Raw genomic sequence first — 20,714 nt, 5'->3', positions numbered from 1 at the left:
GCCCGGGGTCAGAGGCCATGTATACCTGTTAGGTATGGGCGATACTAGGGCCTGGAGCACATTACAACGACGGAGGAAGAGTGCGGCTGCCCCTCCTGGCACTGCTCGCGCGCAGCCCCGCCCACGGCTACGAGCTGAAGCAGGACCTTGAGCAACTGCTGGGCTCCGCGTACCCTCAGCCGAACGTCGGCCAGATCTATGTGACCCTCGGCCGCCTCGAGAAGTCGGGACTGATCGAGGGCGAGGAGGTCGAGCAGTCCAGCCGGCCCAACAAGAAGATCTACCACCTCACCGACGCCGGGCGTGAGGCGCTGCGCGCCTGGTACGAGGAGACCGAGGACGAGCCACGGGTCCGGGACGAGTTCTTCATGAAACTCGCCCTCGCCCCGCAGACCGGTCTCGCCGAGCAGATCGCCCTCATCAACAAGCAACGGCGCCAGTACCTCAACACCATGCGCAATCTGTCGAAGCTGGCCGCGGCCGAAACCCGGGACAACCGAATCGCCCATCTGCTGATCGAGGGCGCGATGCTGCATCTGCAGGCCGATCTCGACTGGCTGGAGCGGTGCCAGGAGGAACTGGAGGAGCTGGAGTGAGCGAGAGCCCCACTCCTCTGCTGCGGGCCGAGGGCCTGGTCAAGACCCACTACGGCGAGGGCGCGCCCGCCCGTGCCGTGCGCGGGGTCGGTCTGTCCGTGCGGGAGGGCGAGTTCGTGGCCGTCACCGGTCCGTCCGGGGCGGGCAAGTCGACACTGCTGCATCTGCTCGGCGGACTGCAGCGGCCCGACGAGGGCAGCATCTGGCTGGACGGCCGGTGCACGGACGGCTACAGCGAGGCGCGCTGGGCCGAGGAACGCCGCAAGCGCATCGGGATCGTCTTCCAGTTCTTCAACCTGGTCTCCAACCTGTCGGTCGCCGACAACGTCGAGCTGCCCGCGCTGCTGGTCGGCCGCTCGCCGAAGCAGGCGCGCGCCGAGCGCGAGGAGCTCCTCGCGGAGCTGGGCCTGGAGGGCAAGGAGCGCAGCATGCCGGGCGAGCTGTCCGGCGGCGAGCAGCAGCGGGTCGCGCTCGCCCGCGCCCTGGTCAACCATCCGCCGCTGCTGCTCGCCGACGAGCCCGCCGGCAGCCTGGACAGCAAGGGCACCCGCGAGGTGATGCGGCTGCTCTCCCGCTTCCACCAGCGCGGGCAGAGCATCGTGCTCGTCACCCATGACGCCCGGCTGGCGAGCGCCGCGGACCGCGTCATCAGCTTCTTCGACGGGCGGATCGCCGACGACGCGGAGCTGGACGGGGCGCCGGCGCGGCGGGGCGCGGGGCTGCCGGGTGTCTCGGGTGTGCTGGAACTGAGGGACTGAGCGACCGATGCGGGCCACCCTGCGCTGGGCGCACTCCGATCTGCGTACGCATCGCGGCGAGGCGCTGTTCATCGTGCTCGCCACCGCCGGCATCGTCGCCTCGCTGCTGCTGGCCACGGCGCTGTTCGGCTATGCGACCAACCCCTGGCAGCGGGTCTTCACGCAGTCCCGGGGCGCCCATGTGTGGATTCACACGGTGGAGTCCGCCGACCCGGGCCGCCTCGCCACGCTGGACGGCGTCGAGTCGGTCGCCGGGCCCTACCCCACCGAGTCCGCCACCGTCTCCTCGCGCGGCACCCGCGCCTCCGTCGAACTGCGCGGTACGTCCGAGAAGCCCGCCGTGGGCCGCCCACTGCTCGCCTCCGGCCACTGGCTCGAATCCCGGGACCCGGACGGTGTGGTCCTGGAGAGCCGCCTCGCCCGGGCGCTGCTGGCCGAGCCCGGGGACCGGCTCACCCTGCCGGGCACCGCGCGGACGCTGACCGTGGTGGGCGTCGCCGACAGCGCGGAGCCGCGCTACCGGCCGGGCGAGCAGCCCGGCCTGGTCTGGGCCCTGCCGTCCGCCGTGCGCGACCCGGGCGGCCGGGTGACCGGGCTGCGCCTGACCGATCCCGGGGACACGGACTACGCGGTCCAGCGCGCCGTCACCGTGCTGGGCGCCGGCGCGGTCGGCGAGGTGTCCACCTGGCAGCAGGCGCGGGCCGAGGCACAGGGCGACAACCGGCTGCTCGGCCAGGTGCTGGGCCTGTTCGGGCTCGGTGCGTTGCTCGCCGCCGGGTTCGCGGTGCACGGCGCGATCGGCACCCGCATCCGCGGCCATCTGCGGGACATCTCGGTTCTGAAGGCGATCGGCTTCACGCCCGCCCAGGTCGTGCGGATCTTCCTGCTCCAGCATGTGGCCTACGCCCTGCTCGGCGCCGTGGCCGCCGCCGCGCTGACCCAGGGACTGGGCACCCGGATCCCCGGGCGGCTCGGCGACGCGGTCGGCGTGTGGCAGGGGCTGCCGGGACACACGGTCGCCCTGTTCGCGGTGCCGGTGGGCGCGGTGCTGTTCATCGGCGCGGTCACCGGGCTCGCGGCCTGGCGGGCGGGGCGGGTGCCGCCGGTGCCGGTGCCGCGTCCCGCCGCCGCCGGCGGTGGACGGCTGACGGGCGTGGCGCGCCGGGCCCTCGGTCTGCGTCTGCCGCCCGCGCTCGTCCTGGGCTGGCACAACGCCTTCACCCGCCGCCCGCGCACGCTCGCCACGATCGGGCGGCTGGCGCTGCCCCTGCTGCTGATCGTGGTGGCGATGAGCGCCTGGACCACCATCGACCGCTTCCACAGCAGCCCGGAGCGGATGGGCCTGCCGGCGGCGCTCACCGTCCGCGCGGACAGCGGCATGAGCGACGCGGAGACCCGGACCCTGCTGGACCGCGACCCACGCGTCTCCGCCGTCTACCCGGGCGTCGAGGTCGCCGCCCTGGTCCCGGGCCAGACAGCCACCATCGCCCTGCGAGGCCTGGGCACCCGCCAGGCCCCCTACCCCTACACGCTCGCCGCGGGCCGCCCCGCCACCGGCCCCGACGAGGCGGTGGCCGGCCAGGGCCTGCTCGACCTGCTGGACGCGCACGTCGGCGACTGGGTCCGGATGACCGTCGGCGACCAGCCGCAGATCTTCCACATCGTCGGCCGCAGCATCGAACCGGAGAACGCCGGCCGGGTCATCTCCACCTCTCTGGACACCCTCCGCGAGAACGACCCCCGGCTGTCCCCCGCCCTCTACCAGCTGCGCCTGCGCCCGGGCACCGACCACGACCGGGTCGCCGCCGACCTCACCACGGCCGGCCGCGGCCACCTGGACGTCCACGCCGTGACGAACCCGGCCGACGGCCTCTCCCCCCTGCGCGCAGTCGTCGCCGGACTGATCGCCGTCCTGGCCCTCATCGGCCTGATCGAGCTGCTCACCGCGATTGGCGGCACCATCCGCGAGAGCGAGCGGGACCTGCTCGCCCTCAAGGCGATCGGCATGTCCCCACGCCAGATCACCGCGATCACCATCACAGCCACAAGCTGCACCGCCCTCGCCGCAGTCCTGGCCGGCACGGCACTCGGCCTACCCCTGGCCCACTGGCTCATCAACACCCAGGGCCACTCCAGCGGCATCGGCGCCGGCATCGCACAGGCCCCCTCCCCCCTCCTCCTCCTGCTGTTCAGCACAGCAGCAGTACTGGGCGCCGCCGCCCTGACCGCCCTACCCGCAGGCCGGGCGGCCAGACGGAGACTGGCGGACACGTTGAGCGCGGTGACGTGAGGCAGGCGGTCGCTTGGCGGCGGGGGCAGGGGGCGTAGGGGGGACAGCCCAGGCGGGGTGTAGGAAGACGCAGCCCACGGGGGTAGGAAACCGCAACCCAGGCGGGGCGCAGGGGGCGCAGCCCCCGCCGGGGTCTGGGGCGGAGCCCCAGGGCGAGGGCCACCTCTCGACCCACCGAGTCGGGCGGGCGGGTGGGCAAACCCCCCGTCAACGCCCCCGCAGCGCCCGATACTTGGCAACCAGCGCCTTGGTCGACGCATCCAGCCCCGGCACCTCCGCCCCCTCCGTCAGCGCGGGCTCGACCCGCTTGGCGAGGACCTTGCCCAGCTCCACGCCCCACTGGTCGAAGGAGTCGATGTTCCAGATCGCGCCCTGGACGAACACCTTGTGCTCGTACAGAGCGACGAGCTGCCCGAGCACGGACGGCGTCAGCTCACGCGCGAGGATCGTCGTCGTCGGCCGGTTGCCCTTGAAGGTCTTGTGCGGCACCAACTCCTCCGGCACCCCTTCACCTCGCACCTCCTCCGCCGTCTTGCCGAAGGCCAGCGCCTGCGTCTGGGCGAAGAAGTTGGCCATGAGCAGGTCGTGCTGCGCCTTGAGCTCGTCACGGAGCTCGGCGACCGGCTCGGCGAAGCCGATGAAGTCCGCCGGGATCAGCTTCGTACCCTGGTGGATGAGCTGGTAGTAGGCGTGCTGCCCGTTGGTGCCCGGCGTCCCCCACACCACCGGCCCGGTCTGCCACTCGGCCTCCTGCCCGTCCCGCGCGACGTACTTGCCGTTGGACTCCATGTCCAGCTGTTGCAAGTAGGCGGTGAACTTGGACAGATAGTGGCTGTAGGGCAGCACCGCGTGCGACTGGGCGTCGTGGAAGTTGTTGTACCAGACCCCCAACAGCCCCAGCAGCAGCGGCACGTTGGACTCGGCGGGCGCGGTCCTGAAGTGCTCGTCGACGATCCGGAAACCGTCGAGCATCTCCCGGAAGCGGTCCGGCCCGATGGCGATCATCAGCGACAGCCCGATCGCCGAGTCGTACGAGTACCGCCCGCCGACCCAGTCCCAGAACTCGAACATGTTGGCCGTGTCGATGCCGAAGTCGGCGACCTTCTCGGCGTTCGTCGACAGCGCCACGAAGTGCTTGGCGACGGCCTCCTGACCGGCGTTCAGCTCGCTCAGCAGCCACTCGCGGGCCGAGGTGGCGTTGGTGATGGTCTCGATGGTGGTGAAGGTCTTCGACGCGATGACGAACAGCGTCTCCGCCGCGTCCAGGTCACGGGTCGCCTCGTGCAGGTCCGCGCCGTCCACGTTCGACACGAAGCGGACCGTGAGGCCGCGGTCGGTGTAGCTGCGCAGCACCTCGTACGCCATCGCCGGGCCGAGGTCGGAGCCGCCGATGCCGATGTTGACCACGTTCCGGATGCGCCTGCCCGTGTGGCCCGTCCACTCACCCGAGCGCACGCGCTCGGCGAAGTCGCTCATCTTGTCGAGCACGGCGTGCACCGCGGGGACGACGTTCTCCCCGTCGACCTCGATCACCGCGTCGCGCGCCGCGCGCAGCGCCACGTGCAGGACCGCCCGGTTCTCGGTCGTGTTGATCTTCTCGCCCCGGAACATGGCGTCCCGCAGGCCGAAGACGTCGGTGGCGGCGGCCAGCTCGCGCAGCAGCCGCAGCGTCTCGTCGGTGACCAGCTGCTTGGAGTAGTCGACGTACAGGTCACCGACCTGGAGGGTGTACCCGGCGCCGCGCCCCGCGTCGGCGGCGAACAGGTCCCGCAGATGGGTGTCGGCGAGTTCCTCCCGGTGCTTGGCCAAAGCGGTCCACTCGGGCGTCTGGTTGAGCCTGGTACGGCCGTCTGCGTTCATTTCGGACTTCAGCCTTCTTTCCTACCTGTCCCTGCTGCGTACCTTGCCCCGCTGCCGGTTCCAACCTAGTTGATCAGTCTCTGACGTGAACGGTCGTGGCGCCGTCGTCCGAGGCAACAACAGGTACGTCCGGCGTACGCGCGGGTATCAACGAGGTGACGGCGAGGGCGAAGAGCACGGCCGCCAGCAGGGCGGGCCCGTTCAGCCCGTACGCCCGGGCCACGGCTCCGCCGAGGAGCGCGCCGAGCGGGGCGCCGGAGGTCGAGGCGGTGCGGAAGGCGGCGGCGATGCGGCCCACCATGGAGGCGGGGCCGCGTTGCTGCATCAGCGTGACCTGGTTGACGTTCCACACCATGTTCATCGCGCCGAGCAGCAGCATGCCGGCGAGGAGCGCGCCGAGGTGCCGGACGGTGCCCATGAGCACGAAAGACGACGTCTGGACGGCACCCGCGGTCAGCAGGGCGCCGACCCGCCCGGTTCGCCGGGCGATCCGCTGGGCGACGAAGCCGCCGAGGAGGCTGCCCGCCGCGTACGCCGTCATGGCGGCGGCGTATCCCGCGCTGCCCGCGTCCAGCCAGCGCGTCACGTGCAGCACCAGTGTGGCGATCAGGGCGCCCATGCCGATGTTGCACAGCAGTGTGGCCACGCAGGTCGCGCGCAGTGCCCGGTCCTGCCACAGCGTGCGCAGGCCCTCGCCGATCTCCGCCCGCAGGGTGCTGCCCGCCGGGCGCGGTTCCCGCTCGGGCGGGCGGGTGCGCAGGGAGGCCACGAGGGAGGCGGCGACCAGGTAGGTGCCCGCGTCGGCCGCGAACGGCACACAGGCCCCCACAGTCAGCAGCAGCGGCACGAAGGGACCCGCCAGCAGGCCGCCGGCTAGCTGCTGGCCGGTCATCAGGCGGGCGTTGGCGCCGCCCAGCGCCTCGCGGTCCACGAGGGACGGGAGGAGGGCCGTGGCGGCGTTGTCGAAGAGCGTCTGGAGGGTGGTCAGCGCGAAGGCGAGGGCGAGCAGCAGCGGGATCGAGGCGTGTCCGAGTCCCACGGCGAGGGCGAAACCGGCGACGAGCAGACCTCGTACCGTGTCCACCGCCCACATCGCCCGCCGCTGGTCCACCCGGTCCGCGACGGCGCCGCCGAGCAGCCCGAACAGCAGCCACGGAACGTACCCGCAGGCGGTCACGGATGCGATGACGAGCGGGTCGTCGGTGAGGCGCACGGCGAGCAGGGGCAGCGCGGAGGTCCGTAACGCGTCCCCGAACCGGGAGACCACGGCGGCCGTCCACAGCCGTCCGAATCCCCCGCGCCACGCGGGCGCGGCCCCGCCCGCGGTCTCGACCGTCGCCACAACTCCCCCTCGCGGTTCGCCGATGCACAAACCGTAGAGGGCACCACTGACAATCGGTCGGCGGTGACCGGCCGAAACGGCTCCGGCCAGGCGCCCGCGGGCACCCGGCCGGTTGTCAACTCCTAGATCTCGCCCCGCAGTTTGGCGAGCGCCTCGGCGAGGATCGCCTCGCCGTCCGCGTCGCTGCGCCGCTCCCGGACGTACGCGAGGTGCGTCTTGTAGGGCTCGGTGCGCGGCGGGTCCGGCGGGTTGTCCCGGTCCTGGCCGGCCGGGAAGCCACAGCGCGGGCAGTCCCAGGTCTCGGGCACCTGCGCGTCGCTGGCGAAGCTGGGCTGGGTCTCGTGCCCGTTGGAGCACCAGAAGGAGATGCGCAGACGCGGCGCAGACTCGCCGCGCTCGGCCTCGCCCATCGGCCCCGCCCCGACCCGGCTTCCCCGGATCGCGTTGCCACTTGCCACGGTCGTAACTCCCTGCGTGATGGTGCCGCGAAGCGAGTCGGCGTTTCGCTTCGCCGCGAGCGCCTCAGTCTACGTAAGGCCCAACGCGCGTCCAGTGATTGGAGTTACAAATCCCCCGCTCTGCAGACGCAAGCCCCATGATAGGCCGCGCTCAGGGGCGCGTACCGAACATGGGGCCTTACGTATGGAATGTGTGTACTTGTGAGAGGCTGATCAGCTGTTCGTCTTCATCAGCAGGCCGAGGACGACGATGCACGCGAACCACAGCAGACCGACCACGATGGTGATCCGGTCCAGGTTGCGCTCGGCGACCGAGGAGCCGCCGACGGAGGACTGCATGCCGCCACCGAACATGTCGGAGAGGCCGCCGCCCTTTCCCTTGTGCATCAGCACCAGCAGCATCATCAGCAGGCTGAAGACGATCAGGGCGATCGAGAACCCCAAAACCACGGCTGGACCAACTTCCTCGGATTCGGATGGACGACGGGGGCACAGCACCACGGCCATGCCCCCGCAAGGGTACGACGAATCGCCGTTACCGCATACTCACAGCCCGGCTCACTGATCGCGGAAGCGCACGATCTTGACGAACTCGTCCGCGTCCAGCGAAGCGCCGCCGACCAGGGCGCCGTCGATGTCGGCCTGGGCCATGATCTCGGCCACGTTGCCGGACTTCACGGAGCCGCCGTACTGGACGCGGACCTTGTCGGCCACGTCCTGTGAGTACAGCTCGGCGATCTTGCCGCGGATGGCGGCGCAGACCTCCTGGGCGTCCTCGGCGCCGCAGACCTTGCCGGTGCCGATGGCCCAGACGGGCTCGTAGGCGATCACGATGGTCTCGGCCTGGTCGGCCGGGAGGTCCCGCAGACCGCCCTCGACCTGGGCGAGGGTGTGCGAGACGTGGTTGCCCGCCTCGCGGACGTCCAGCTCCTCGCCGACGCACAGGATGGGGGTCAAGCCGTGCCGGTAGGCGGCCTTGACCTTGGCGTTCACGAGCTCGTCGGTCTCGTTGTGGTACTGCCGGCGCTCGGAGTGGCCGACGACCACGAACGTGCACTTCAGCTTGGCCAGCATCGAGCCCGAGATCTCGCCGGTGTAGGCGCCCGAGTCGTGTGCCGAGAGGTCCTGGGCGCCGTACTGGATCTTCAGCTTGTCGCCGTCGACCAGGGTCTGCACGGAGCGCAGGTCGGTGAAGGGCGGCAGGACGGCGACCTCGACGGCCTCGTAGTCCTTGTCCGCGAGGGCGAAGGCGAGCTTCTGGACGTGGGCGATGGCCTCGAGGTGGTTGAGGTTCATCTTCCAGTTGCCCGCCATCAGCGGCGTACGAGTGGTCATGCGGGGTCAGTCCTCCAGTGCGGCGAGGCCGGGGAGCGTCTTGCCCTCGAGGTATTCGAGGGAGGCGCCGCCACCGGTCGAGATGTGGCCGAAAGCGTTCTCGTCGAAGCCGAGCGTACGCACGGCCGCGGCGGAGTCACCGCCACCGACGACGGTGAAGCCGTTCGAGTCGACGAGGGCCTGGGCGACCGCCTTGGTGCCCTCGGCGTAGTCGGGGTGCTCGAAGACGCCCATCGGACCGTTCCAGAAGACGGTCGCTGCGTCGGCGAGCTTCGTGGCGTACAGCTCGCGGGTCTTGGGGCCGATGTCCAGGCCCTCCTGGTCGGCGGGGATCTTGTCCGCGTCGACCACGGTGTGCTCGGTGGGCGCCTTGGCCTTCAGGTCCGGGAACTCCCGGGAGACCACGACGTCGACGGGGAGCACGAGCTCCACGCCCTGCTTCTCGGCGCGCGCCATGTACTCGGTGACGACCGGGACCTGGTCCTCCTGGAGGAGGGAGATGCCGACCTCGTAGCCCTTGGCCTTGAGGAAGGTGTAGGCCATGCCGCCGCCGATGAGCAGGCGGTCGGCCTTGCCGAGCAGCTGGTCGATGACGGCGAGCTTGTCGGAGACCTTGGCGCCGCCGAGCGCGACGACGTAGGGGCGCCCCACGTCCTCGGTGAGCTTCTTCAGGACGCCGACCTCGGTGGCGATGAGGTAGCCGGCGTAGTGCGGCAGGCGGGCCGGGAGGTCGTACACGGAGGCGTGCCCCCGGTGGACCGCGCCGAAGCCGTCGCCGACGTACACGTCGGCGAGCTCGGCGAGCCGGTCGGCGAAGGCGCCGCGCTCGGCGTCGTCCTTGCTGGTCTCGCCGGTGTTGAAGCGCAGGTTCTCGATGACGGCGACCTGGCCGCCGGTCAGGCCCGCGACGGTGGAGCGGGCGGACTCGCCGACCGTGTCGGTCGCGAACGCCACGGGCGAGCCGAGGAGTTCACCGAGTCGCGAGGCGGCGGGGGCCAGGGAGAAGGCCGGGTCCGGGGCGCCCTTGGGGCGGCCCAGGTGGGAGGCGACGACCACCTTGGCGCCGGCGTCGGCGAGGGCCTTGACGGTGGGCAGGACGGCGCGGATGCGGCCGTCGTCGGTGATCGTGCCGTCGGAGAGCGGCACGTTGAGGTCGGCGCGGACGAAGACCCGCTTGCCGTCCACGCCGTCGGCGAGAAGTTCGTCGATCGTCTTCATTGAGGGGGACTCCTGAGGAGGGCTCGTGATGCTCGTGCTCGTGAAGAGGGCCTGATCTGTACGTGAGTCAGGGCTCGGACAGCACGATCATGCGCTGCCCGAGCCCTGCGCTCACACCTAGGTGCCTGCTTCGGCGATCAGAGCTGGTTGCCGACGAAGACCGTCAGGTCGACGAGGCGGTTGGAGTAGCCCCACTCGTTGTCGTACCAACCGATGACCTTCACGTTCTTGCCCTCCTGGACCATGGTCAGGGAGGAGTCGAAGGTGCAGGACGCCGGGGCGTTGACGATGTCGGAGGAGACGATCTGGTCCTCGGTGTAGTCGAGGAGCCCCTTCAGCTCACCCTCGGCGGCCTTCTGGAAGGCGGCGTTGACCTCTTCCTTGGTGACCTCGCGGCCGAGCTCCACCACGAGGTCGGTGACCGAGCCGGTCGGGACCGGGACGCGCATGGCGATGCCGTCCAGCTTGCCCTTCAGCTGCGGGAGGACCAGGGCGGTGGCCTTGGCGGCACCGGTGGTGGTCGGGATGATGTTCTCGGCGGCGGCACGGGCGCGGCGCAGGTCCTTGTGCGGGAAGTCCAGGATGCGCTGGTCGTTCGTGTACGCGTGCACCGTCGTCATCAGGCCCTTGACGATGCCGAAGTTCTCGTCGAGGACCTTCGCCATCGGCGCCACACAGTTGGTGGTGCAGGAGGCGTTGGAGATGACGTGGTGGTTCGCCGGGTCGTACTTGTCCTGGTTCACACCCATCACGATGGTGATGTCCTCGTCCTTGGCCGGGGCCGAGATGAGGACCTTCTTCGCGCCGCCGGCGAGGTGCTTCGCGGCGTCTTCCTTCTTGGTGAAGATGCCGGTCGACTCGATGACGATGTCGACGCCCAGCTCGCCCCACGGGATGTCGGCGGGGTTGCGCTCGGAGAGCACCTTGATGGTGTGGCCGTCGACGGTGATCGTGTCGGCGGTGTGGGTGACCTCCTGCTTGAGGCGTCCCAGGATGGTGTCGTACTTCAGCAGGTGAGCGGTGGTCGCGGTGTCACCCAGGTCGTTGACAGCCACGATCTCGATGTCTGCACCCTGCTCCAGCAGCGCGCGGAAGTAGTTACGACCGATGCGGCCAAAGCCGTTGATGCCTACGCGGATCGTCACGAACCGATCTCCTCGTTGGTACGCCGGTTTCGAGACCGGCGAGCTGTATGGGATGTCCCCGACCACCCCCGACCCTACCTCCCTGGGGCCTTGGTGGTGACATCCAGATGCCTCATACGCGGCACGGCGGTCCGTACCCGCCAGTAGGGGTACGGACCACCCCGGTTCTGCGCCGGAATCACCCCGTTTCGACAGGGAGTGTCAGTGCCGGATTTCCACTCCAGTCACTCGTTCGTGAGCGCGTCGGCTCACTTGTCGAGTGCCGCCAGAGCCTTCTTCACCAGGGCCTTCCGGTCGGCCGCGGCAGGGACCTGTTCGAGGCCGAAGCCGAGCAGCACGGATCGGTCGGTGGTGACCGCCCCGTACGTCTTGAACAGGGCTCCGGTGCGCGTCCAGTCCTTCAGGGCCGCCGGGCTGCCCGGGGGCGGTCCGGTCACGCTCCAGGCGCCCAGCGACGTCTCGAAGCCCTCGGTCTCCTTCGCCGTGCCGCCGACCACGAGCGAGGCGTCGTCAGCGAGGACGCCGTGGCCGCCGGTGCCCGGGTCGGTGATGTAGGCGATCGAGATCTCGACCGACTTCCCGGCGTAGGCGCTGAGGTCGAAGTCGACCGAACGCCAGCCGTCCGAGCCGCCGGTGAGGCTGTTCCACGAGCCGGTGGCGCCTGTCGCGGTGCAGCCGCCGGACGCGACGGTCAGGTAGTGCTTCAGCCACGGGTGCTCGTTCACCAGGAACCCGGCCTCGCACTCGCTCGGCACCGCCGTGGAGGTGGCCCCGCCCGCCTCCGGGAGCGTCGTCCAGTCGTCGGCGCCGGTGGTGTGCGCCTCGACCACCGCGTGGTCGTAGCCGGGCTCGGTGTCCCACAGCAGACGCGTGCGCAGGGTGGGCTTGGCGGCCGCGCCGACACCGGTGAGGTCGACGGTGCGGGTGAGGCGCTTGTAGGCGTCGTCGGTGTGCACCGCCGCGGCCATGTACGAGCCCGTGTACGGCCCGTACGGGTTGGCGGTCCCGGCGAACTGGCCCGCGCCCGCGCTGGCGAACTGCGGGTAGGTCGCGGTGGACAGTTCGTCGGAGGTGACCGCGTAGGTGCCGGCCTTGTCCAGCGGGTTGCCGGGCGCGCCGCCGAGGGCCGCGGTGAAGCCGCCGAGCTTGCCGGAACCGGTGAAGCCGGTGGCCCCGGCGAGCGAGGTGCGCGAGTAGGCGCCGAGGTAGTACTGGCTGAAGTCGTCCGACAGGGTGCCGCCGCCGAGGTCGACGTCGCCGCCGGCCAGCTCGCCCGCCTCGATCAGCTTGCCGCCCTCGTTGAGGAAGGAGCGCAGCTGGAGCTGGGTGGCGTTGCCCGGGCCGCTCGTGCCCGAGTAGTGGACGACCGTGCGGAAGTGCTTCAGCACGCCGAGCGCGTCGGGCGCTCCCCGCGTGGCGACGTCCCAGACGATCGCCTTGCGGCCGTTCGCCTTGAGCGCGTCCACGTACTTCTGCGCCTGCGTGGCGGCCGCGCCCTCCTCGGCGACCACGAGGGTGTCCGCCTTGACCCGCTTGGCCACGGTGTAGGTGAAGTGCGCGCTGAAGGTGTGCTTCCCGCTCTTCGTCTTACCGGTGAACCACACCTCGACCTTGTCGCCGGGCTCGCCGTCCCGCACCTTGGCCCGGTACGCGTCGAAGTAGAGGTTGTCGTCACCGCCGTAGGTCTCGCCGCCCTTCCAGGCCTTGAGCGCCCGGTCCTGCGTACGGCCGCCGTTGACGCGGTACTTGAGCTTCTTGTCCCGCACCGATTTGCGGACGACGACCGAGACCTGCTGGTCGGCGCCGCGCGAGTACGAGGTGGAAAACGTCGCCGGGGTGAAGTCGGCGGCCTTCAGGCCGACCGAGGAGGACGGCTTGTCGGGGTGGGCGGCGGTCTCGGCGACGGAGATCGCGAACGGGATGTTCTTGGTGAACTCCTGCTGGATCAGCTTCTCGTCGTCGGGGAAGTTGAAGACCGACCGGCAGTCGGAGGCCTTCCAGGCGTCGTTCGGGTCGAGGTCCGACGCGGTCTGGCAGGTCGACATCTCCGGGGTGAACATCGCCATGCCGTTGACGTTGGAGGCGTGGCCGTCCGCCTCGCCGTTGGTGGTGTACAGCTCCGAGGAGACCTGCGGGTGGTAGCCGGGGATCGCGGAGTTGTCCGGGGTGCCGGCGAGTGCCTTGTAGAGGACGTCGTCCGGGGTCGGGGTGGCGACCTGCCAGCCGACGCCGTAGAGGAGGAGCTCGGCGGCGGAGTGGTAGTTGATGCCGTACCTGAAGTCGATGCGCTTCTCGAAGCCGTCGAGCGCCTTGGTCTCGGGCTCGGACGCCGGGCTCGCGCCGCGGTAGGTCTCGCTGGTGGCGTTGGGGGACGAACCCTCGTCGTCGTAGCCCCACTTGTAGGCGAAGTTGCGGTTGAGGTCGACGCCGTCGCCGGTGGAGATGACGCCGTCGCCGTTGACGTCCCGCAGGTTCTTGCGCCACAGGCGGGTGCCGGAGCTCTTGAAGGTGTAGTCGTAGCCGTCGGGGTTGGCCGAGAGCACGAACCACAGCTCGGTCGAGTCGACGAGCTTCTTGATCCGCTTGTCCGTCTTGTAGTGGTCGAGGTAATAGTGCATCAGGCGCCGGGTCATCTCCGGCGTGATCCACTCGCGCGCGTGCTGGTTGGACATGTACAGCACGGAGGGCTTGGAGCCGTCCTTGGACCGCTTCGCGTTCTTGGTCAGTTTGACCGCGAGGATGTCCTGACCGCCCACCGTCTTGCCGATGGACTCGACCTTGGTGAGGCCGGGGTTCTCCTGGCCGGTCCGGAGGATCTCCTCCTTCAGGCCGCCGCTGCCGCTGTACGGGCGGAACACGCCCTGGGCGGCGTCCTCGACGCGGCTCTCCGCCCTGGCCGAAAGGGTGTGCTCGGTGAGGTCGACGCCCTGCTTCTCGAGCTTCTTCGCCTGCTTGTCGGTGAGGTAGACCTCGACGGCGTGCTTGCCGGCGCCGGTCACCTCCTCGCCGAGTTCGTGGCCGTCCTGTCCTGCCTCGAGCAGCAGGGGTACCTGCTTCTGGGTGACTTCGGCGCGGAAGACTTTGACCTCGTCCGGGTCGGGTTGAGGGGAAGTCCCGCTCTGTGCCTGGGCGATGGGTGCGAGGCTGGCTCCGCCGAGCAGGAGCGCGCCGACAGCGAGGATCGATCTCGCTCTGTGTCTCATGTACCCCCCTAGCAGTGGTTCGCCACGGCGGCGAACCATGCCAGGCTCATGAGAGTTCATGATCGAGTCAAGGGCGCCTCAAGGACAGGGATCGACGGTGCCGACGGCGCAAATGACCGTCGGCACCGAACAGTTGATCGGGTGTCAGTCAGCCCGCGAGGTTGTCGGCGAGCTCCTCGCTGAGGTTCGCCTCGGTCCCCGGGATGCCGAGGTCGGAGGCGCGCTTGTCGGCCATCGCCAGCAGCCGGCGGATACGGCCGGCGACGGCGTCCTTGGTCAGCGGCGGGTCGGCGAGGGCGCCCAGCTCCTCCAGAGAGGCCTGCTTGTGCTCCATGCGCAGCCGCCCGGCGGCGGCGAGGTGCTCGGGGACCTCGTCGCCGAGGATCTCCAGGGCGCGCTGCACCCGTGCGCCGGCGGCGACGGCGGCGCGGGCCGAGCGGCGCAGGTTGGCGTCGTCGAAGTTGGCGAGCCGGTTCGCCGTGGCGCGCACCTCGCGGCGCATCCGGCGCTCCTCCCAGGCCAGCACCGACTCGTGCGCGCCGAGCCGGGTGAGCAGCGCGCCGATCGCGTCGCCGTCACGGACGACCACCCGGTCCACGCCCCGGACCTCGCGGGCCTTCGCGGCGATCGACAGCCTGCGGGCGGCGCCGACCAGCGCGAGCGCGGCCTCGGGGCCGGGGCAGGTCACCTCCAGGGAGGAGGAGCGGCCGGGCTCGGTGAGCGAGCCGTGTGCCAGGAAGGCGCCGCGCCAGGCGGCCTCGGCGTCGCAGGTGGCGCCGGAGACGACCTGCGGGGGCAGGCCCCGGATCGGGCGGCCCCGGCCGTCCACCAGGCCGGTCTGCCGGGCCAGCTGGTCACCACCTGCGACCACCCGCACGACGTAACGCGAGCCGCGGCGCAGCCCGCCGGGCGCCATCACGATCAGCTCGGAGCTGTGGCCGAAGATCTCCAGGATGTCCCGCTTGAGGCGGCGGGCCGCCATCGCGGTGTCCAGCTCCGCCTCGATCACGATGCGCCCGCTCACCAGGTGGAGGCCGCCGGCGAACCGCAGAATGGCGGAGACCTCCGCCTTCCTGCAGCAGGTGCGGGTGACGGGAAGCCGAGAGATCTCGTCCTTCACCGCTGCCGTCATCGCCATGGGCCGATCCTTCCATGCATCCGAAAAATACGGTCGTACGCGGCTGCCAACAGCTCCGGGTCGTGCCGGGGGGAGCCGTCGGTCCGGGCCACCGGCGCCAGCTCGACCGCGGCTCCCAGCCGCTTGGCGGCCTCGGTGAGCGAGTCGCGGTCGGGCACGGCGGCCTCGTCGGCCAGCACCACGTCCAGGGCGAGTTTAGGGGCGTGTCGCCCCAAAACCTCCAAATGACGCTGCGGAGAGAAGCCCTCGGTTTCTCCGGGTTGCGGGGCGAGGTTCAGGGAGAGTACCCGGCGCGCCTTGGTCTGCGTGAGGGCGTCGAGGAGCTCGGGGACGAGCAGATGCGGGATGACCGAGGAGAACCAGGAGCCGGGTCCGAGCACCACCCAGTCCGCGTCGAGGACGGCGGCGACGGCCTCGGGGACGGCGGGCGGGTCGTGCGGCACCAGGTGCACGGACTGCACCTCGCCCGGGGTGAGGGCGACGGTGGCCTGGCCCCGGACGGTGTCCACGTCCTCGGGCCGGTCCGGGTCGTGGCCCTTGACCAGGGCCTGGAGCTCCAGCGGGACGGCGGACATGGGCAGCACCCGCCCGTGCGCGCCCAGCAGTTTGCCGACCAGGTCCAGCGCCTGGACGTGGTCGCCGAGCTGCTCCCACAGGGCGACGATCAGCAGGTTGCCGACCGCGTGCTCGTGCAGGTCGCCCTTGGACTGGAAGCGGTGCTGGATGACCCGGGCCCAGGTCTGGCCCCAGTCGTCGTCACCGCACAGCGCGGCCAGCGCCTTGCGCAGGTCGCCGGGGGGCAGCACGCCCAGCTCGTCGCGCAGACGCCCGCTGGAGCCGCCGTCGTCGGCCACGGTGACGACGGCGGTGAGGTCGCCGGTGATCCGGCGCAGCGCGGCGAGCGAGGCGGACAGGCCCATGCCGCCGCCGAGGGCGACGACCTTGGGCTGGGCGCCGCGCCGGCGCGGCCTGGCGCCGCGGACCTCGGCGGGACGGCCCGCGCGGGCCTCCGGCACCATCCGGCGCAGCCGGCTCAGCCGCGGTGTACGTTCCGTCATTCCCGTCCCATGTCCCGGTGTACGACCACCGTCTCCACACCCTCGGCCGCGAGGCGCGCGGCGAGCTTCTCCGACATGGCGACCGAGCGGTGCTTGCCGCCGGTGCAGCCGATCGCGATGGTCACATACCGCTTGCCCTCGCGGCGGTAGCCGGCCGCGATGAGCCGCAGCAGTTCCGCGTACCGGTCGAGGAACTCCTTGGCGCCGGGCTGGTTGAAGACGTACGCGGCCACCTCCTCGTTGACTCCGGTGAACGGGCGCAGCTCCGGGACCCAGTGCGGGTTGGGCAAAAAGCGCATGTCCGCGACCAGGTCGGCGTCGACCGGGAGGCCGTACTTGAAGCCGAAGGACATCACGGTGGCCCGCAGCTCGGGCTCCTCCTCCCCGGCGAACTGGGCGTCCATCTTGGCTCGCAGCTCGTGCACGTTGAGGCTGGAGGTGTCGATCACCAGGTCGGCGTCGCCGCGCAGCTCGCGCAGCAGCTCGCGCTCGGCGGCGATGCCGTCGACGATGCGGCCGTCGCCCTGGAGGGGGTGCGGCCGGCGCACCGACTCGAAGCGGCGCACCAGGGCGTCGTCGGAGGACTCCAGGAAGACGATCCGCCGGGTGACGTTCCTGGACTCCAGGTCGGCGAGGGACTCGCGCAGGTTGTCGAAGAAGCGCCGGCCGCGTACGTCGACGACGACCGCGATCCGCGCCACGTTGCCCTGGGAGCGGGCGCCGAGCTCCACCATGGTGGGGATCAGGGCCGGCGGGAGGTTGTCGACGACGAACCAGCCGAGGTCCTCCAGACACTTGGCGGCCGTCGAGCGGCCGGCTCCGGACATGCCGGAGATGATCACCAGCTCGGGGATGGCCGCTTCGGGGGCCCCGGCTGTCTCGTTGCCCGTGCTCACCTGTGCTCCGTTGTCCTGGACCGCCTGCTGGGGCTGATCCTCGCCCGTTTCCTTGTGCGCAGGATCTCGGTCCGCTGTGGGCTGTGCGTCGTGCTCGGTCATGTCTCCTGCCCCCGTCGTTCGTCCGGGGCGCCCGCGATCACGGGCTCCCCCGAGTCACCCGCCGTCGTCTCGGGTTCCTCGTCTTCAATGATCTCTCCTGTGGCCGTGTTCACGGCGGGTGCGGCCGGGGCCGTTTGGGCGAGTGCCACGGCGATGGTCTCGGCCGTCTTGCGGCCTATGCCGGGCACCTCCTGGATCTGCTCGATGGTGGCGGACCGCAGCTTCTTCACTGAGCCGAAGTGCTTGATCAGCGCCTGTTTGCGGGTCTCGCCGAGGCCGGGTACCTCGTCCAGGGGGCTCGAACGGAAGCGCTTGGCGCGCTTGGTCCGCTGGTAGGTGATGGCGAACCGGTGCGCCTCGTCGCGGACGCGCTGGAGCAGGTAGAGGCCCTCGCTGGTGCGGGGCAGGACCACCGGGTCGTCCTCGCCCGGTACCCAGACCTCCTCCAGGCGCTTGGCGAGGCCGCAGACCGCTATGTCGTCGATGCCGAGCTCGTCCAGGGCCCGCTGGGCCGCCGCGACCTGGGGCCGTCCGCCGTCGACGACGACGAGCTGGGGCGGGTAGGCGAACTTCTTGGGGCGGCCCTCGTCGTCCTTGAGGTCGTCGTCCACCCACTCGCCGGTCTTCTCCTTCTCGGCGAGGTAACGCCTGAAGCGGCGGGTGATCACCTCGTGCATGGAGCGGACGTCGTCCTGGCCGGCGAAGCCCTTGATCTGGAAGCGGCGGTATTCGCTCTTGCGCTGGAGGCCGTCCTCGAAGACGACCATGGAGGCGACCACGTCGTCGCCCTGGAGGTGCGAGATGTCGTAGCACTCCACTCGGAGGGGGGCGCTGTCCAGGTCGAGGGCCTCGGCGATCTCCTCCAGCGCGCGCGAGCGCGTGGTGAGGTCGGAGGCGCGCTTGGTCTTGTGCAGAGCGAGGGCCTGCTTGGCGTTGCGCTCCACCGTCTCCATCAGGGCCCTCTTGTCGCCGCGCTGGGGGATGCGCAGGGAGACGCCGGACCCGCGGCGCTCGGTCAGCCACTCCTGCACGGGCTCCGCCGGCTCGGGCAGGGCGGGGACCAGCACCTCCTTGGGGACCGCGTCGCCGCTCTCCTCGCCGTACAGCTGCTGCAGGGCGTGCTCGACCAGGGCGCCGGTGGTGACCTCCTCGACCTTGTCGGTCACCCAGCCGCGCTGACCGCGCACCCGGCCGCCGCGCACGTGGAAGATCTGGACGGCCGCCTCCAGCTCGTCCTCCGCGACGGCGATGAGGTCGGCGTCGGTCGCGTCGGCGAGCACGACCGCGTTCTTCTCCATGGCCTTCTTCAGGGCCTCGATGTCGTCGCGCAGGCGGGCGGCCCGCTCGTACTCCATCTCGTCGGCCGCCGCCATCATCTGCTTCTCCAGGCGGCGCAGGTACGTGCCCGTGCGGCCGGCCATGAAGTCGCAGAACTCCTCGGCCAGTTCGCGGTGCTCCTCGGCGGAGACCCGGTCGACGCAGGGGGCCGAGCACTTGCCGATGTAGCCGAGCAGACAGGGGCGGCCGGTGCGGGCGGCGTTCTTGAAGACACCGGCCGAGCAGGTGCGCACCGGGAAGACCCGCAGCAGCAGGTCGACGGTGTCGCGGATGGCCCACGCGTGCCCGTACGGCCCGAAATACCTGACGCCCTTCTTCTTGTGACCGCGCATCACCTGCACGCGCGGGAACTCCTCGTTCATCGTCACCGCGAGGTACGGGTAGCTCTTGTCGTCGCGGTACTTGACGTTGAACCGGGGGTCGTACTCCTTGATCCAGGAGTACTCCAGCTGCAGCGCCTCGACCTCCGTGGACACCACGGTCCACTCCACGGACGCGGCGGTGGTGACCATCGTCCGGGTACGGGGGTGGAGGCTCGCCAGGTCCTGGAAGTAGTTGGCCAGGCGCTGGCGCAGGCTCTTCGCCTTTCCGACGTAGATCACCCGGCGGTGCTCGTCCCGGAACCTGTAGACCCCGGGGGAGTCCGGGATCTGTCCCGGCACGGGGCGGTAGCTGGAGGGGTCGGCCATGTCTCACACCCTACTGGCGAGCACCGACACCGCGACGGGGCTGTGGACAACGCCGCGTGCCTCCCGGCCCGCCCGGGGTCGTGGCTCGGCCAGGTGCGTACGGCGGCCGAACGCGAGGTGTTGTCGGAGCAAGGTCAACACGCTTCAATGCGGGGGAACTCGGGGGCCGTGAACGACGGCGCATGGAGAAGGCGTACAGATGTGCGGACGCCCCGACGCCGACGGGGTGGCCCCCAGGACAGGGCCTCAGGCCCACACGAACGGTCTGACCAGCCGTAGTGAACTTCACAGAAAGGGCCTCTGCATGCGGCATGCCACACAGCACGCGGACGTCGCCACCGCGGAACTGGACACGGCCCTGCGCGGCGGCCCGTTCCATGTCGCCCTGCGCGCCGCGATCGCCGCTCGCGGACTGCCGCTGCAACGCGTGCAGCACCATCTGTCGCGCCGCGGGGTCAAGGTGGGCGTGACCAGCCTGAGCTACTGGCAGCAGGGCGCCCGCCGTCCGCAGCGCCCCGAGTCGCTGCGGGCCGTGCGGGCGCTGGAGGAGATCCTTCAGCTGCCGGAGGAGTCGCTGATCCGGCTGCTCGCCGAGGCCGACGAGCGCCAGGCCGCCGCGCGTCCGGCGGGCCGCTCGTACCGCTCCCTGATCGAGGCCTCCGACGTCCTGGACCGGCTTCAGGCCGATCTGGGCTGGTCCCTGGACGGCGGGCTGCACACCCTCGGCCATCACGAGCGGGTACGGATCGGGGTGCGCCGGGAGCTGGCCGGCCGCGAGTCGCACCACATCGTGCGCGCCCACCGGGACGGCGTGGACCGCTTCGTGGCCGTGCACCACGGCGACCCGGGCTGTGTGCCGCGGCGCATGGCGGTGCACGCCCTGGAGAACTGCCGCACCGGCCGGGTCCGCTGGGACCAGGACACCGGGGTGCTCGTGGCCGAGCTGCTCTTCGGCACCAGGCTGCGGTCCGGCGAAACCTTCCTGTTCCGGTACGGCGTCGAGGACGGCACGGCCGGCGTCTCCCGCGAGTACGCCCGCGGCTTCGGCTTCCCCGGCGGCCAGTACGCCCTCCAGGTGCGCTTCGACGCGGACGCGCTGCCGGTGCGCTGCCACCGGTTCACGCAGCACTCCACGGCGGCCCCGCGCATCGGCCGGCAGGAGCTGCCGCTCAGCGGACTGCACCGCTCGGTGCACCTGGTCGAGTCGCGGACCCGGCCGGGCATCGTGGGCATCGGCTGGGACTGGGACTGATCCCGAGGCCGGACTCCTAGGAGGGCGCGGAAGCCA

General features: G+C 70.8%; 16 protein-coding genes. 4 read left to right on the top strand and 12 right to left on the bottom strand.

Features of this window, described 5'->3' with window-relative positions; translation table 11 throughout:
* Nucleotides 1-80 precede the first annotated feature (80 nt).
* The 3 genes from ACZ7L0_RS10425 to ACZ7L0_RS10415 are packed head-to-tail and all read left to right on the top strand — an operon-like array spanning nt 81 to nt 3,644.
* The gene (locus ACZ7L0_RS10425) at nt 81-596 is read left to right on the top strand and encodes a PadR family transcriptional regulator (protein ID WP_471242020.1); all 516 of its coding nucleotides are present in this window, start codon (nt 81-83) and stop codon (nt 594-596) included.
* Nucleotides 593-1,354 (top strand): ABC transporter ATP-binding protein, encoded by a 762-nt coding sequence (locus ACZ7L0_RS10420; protein ID WP_471242019.1) that lies wholly within the window; start codon nt 593-595, stop codon nt 1,352-1,354. The genes ACZ7L0_RS10425 and ACZ7L0_RS10420 overlap by 4 nt, the downstream gene beginning before the upstream one ends.
* Before the next feature lie 7 nt (nt 1,355-1,361).
* The gene (locus ACZ7L0_RS10415) at nt 1,362-3,644 is read left to right on the top strand and encodes an ABC transporter permease (RefSeq protein WP_471242018.1); all 2,283 of its coding nucleotides are present in this window, start codon (nt 1,362-1,364) and stop codon (nt 3,642-3,644) included.
* 207 nt (nt 3,645-3,851) lie between these two features.
* On the opposite strand, the gene pgi is transcribed toward ACZ7L0_RS10415, so the two are convergent.
* From pgi to uvrC, 12 genes are all read right to left on the bottom strand, one after another.
* Nucleotides 3,852-5,504, bottom strand: a complete 1,653-nt coding sequence (pgi, locus tag ACZ7L0_RS10410) for a glucose-6-phosphate isomerase (protein ID WP_471242017.1) — start codon at nt 5,502-5,504, stop codon at nt 3,852-3,854.
* Between the two features lie 73 nt (nt 5,505-5,577).
* Complete coding sequence (locus ACZ7L0_RS10405) at nt 5,578-6,846, bottom strand: MFS transporter (protein WP_471242016.1); 1,269 nt, start codon at nt 6,844-6,846, stop codon at nt 5,578-5,580.
* Nucleotides 6,847-6,968: 122 nt separating this feature from the next.
* Nucleotides 6,969-7,304: an RNA polymerase-binding protein RbpA gene (locus tag ACZ7L0_RS10400; RefSeq protein WP_003976875.1), complete on the bottom strand. Its 336-nt coding sequence runs from the start codon at nt 7,302-7,304 to the stop codon at nt 6,969-6,971.
* 213 nt (nt 7,305-7,517) lie between these two features.
* Entirely contained in the window at nt 7,518-7,748 is a 231-nt protein-coding gene (gene secG, locus ACZ7L0_RS10395; protein WP_388384486.1) for a preprotein translocase subunit SecG, read from the bottom strand.
* Between the two features lie 114 nt (nt 7,749-7,862).
* Nucleotides 7,863-8,639, bottom strand: a complete 777-nt coding sequence (gene tpiA, locus ACZ7L0_RS10390; protein ID WP_471242015.1) for a triose-phosphate isomerase — start codon at nt 8,637-8,639, stop codon at nt 7,863-7,865.
* 6 nt (nt 8,640-8,645) lie between these two features.
* Nucleotides 8,646-9,857 carry a phosphoglycerate kinase gene (locus ACZ7L0_RS10385; protein WP_471242014.1) on the bottom strand — a complete coding sequence of 404 codons (1,212 nt, stop codon included), beginning with the start codon at nt 9,855-9,857 and terminating at the stop codon, nt 8,646-8,648.
* 137 nt (nt 9,858-9,994) lie between these two features.
* Entirely contained in the window at nt 9,995-11,002 is a 1,008-nt protein-coding gene (gene gap / locus ACZ7L0_RS10380) for a type I glyceraldehyde-3-phosphate dehydrogenase (protein WP_471242013.1), read from the bottom strand.
* 248 nt (nt 11,003-11,250) lie between these two features.
* On the bottom strand, nt 11,251-14,205 hold the full coding sequence (locus ACZ7L0_RS10375; protein WP_471242012.1) for a M14 family metallopeptidase: 2,955 nt from the start codon (nt 14,203-14,205) through the stop codon (nt 11,251-11,253).
* 148 nt (nt 14,206-14,353) lie between these two features.
* Nucleotides 14,354-15,343 carry a DNA-binding protein WhiA gene (whiA, locus tag ACZ7L0_RS10370; RefSeq protein ID WP_030642347.1) on the bottom strand — a complete coding sequence of 330 codons (990 nt, stop codon included), beginning with the start codon at nt 15,341-15,343 and terminating at the stop codon, nt 14,354-14,356.
* On the bottom strand, nt 15,334-16,401 hold the full coding sequence (locus tag ACZ7L0_RS10365; RefSeq protein ID WP_471242011.1) for a gluconeogenesis factor YvcK family protein: 1,068 nt from the start codon (nt 16,399-16,401) through the stop codon (nt 15,334-15,336). Before ACZ7L0_RS10365 ends, whiA begins: the two co-directional genes overlap by 10 nt.
* Nucleotides 16,398-17,399 (bottom strand): RNase adapter RapZ, encoded by a 1,002-nt coding sequence (gene rapZ, locus ACZ7L0_RS10360; protein ID WP_471242010.1) that lies wholly within the window; start codon nt 17,397-17,399, stop codon nt 16,398-16,400. The genes ACZ7L0_RS10365 and rapZ overlap by 4 nt, the downstream gene beginning before the upstream one ends.
* Nucleotides 17,396-19,426, bottom strand: coding sequence for an excinuclease ABC subunit UvrC (gene uvrC, locus ACZ7L0_RS10355; protein WP_471242009.1), 2,031 nt, complete (start codon nt 19,424-19,426; stop codon nt 17,396-17,398). Before uvrC ends, rapZ begins: the two co-directional genes overlap by 4 nt.
* A gap of 304 nt (nt 19,427-19,730) precedes the next feature.
* On the opposite strand from uvrC, the gene ACZ7L0_RS10350 reads away from it, so the two are divergent.
* Nucleotides 19,731-20,678, top strand: a complete 948-nt coding sequence (locus tag ACZ7L0_RS10350) for a hypothetical protein (RefSeq protein ID WP_471242008.1) — start codon at nt 19,731-19,733, stop codon at nt 20,676-20,678.
* The last annotated feature ends 36 nt before the right edge of the window (nt 20,679-20,714 follow it).

It is taken from the genome of Streptomyces sp. NPDC039424 (assembly GCF_055639495.1).
Note: the sequence above shows the minus strand (reverse complement) of the source record. Positions and strands in the feature narration are given on the sequence as shown.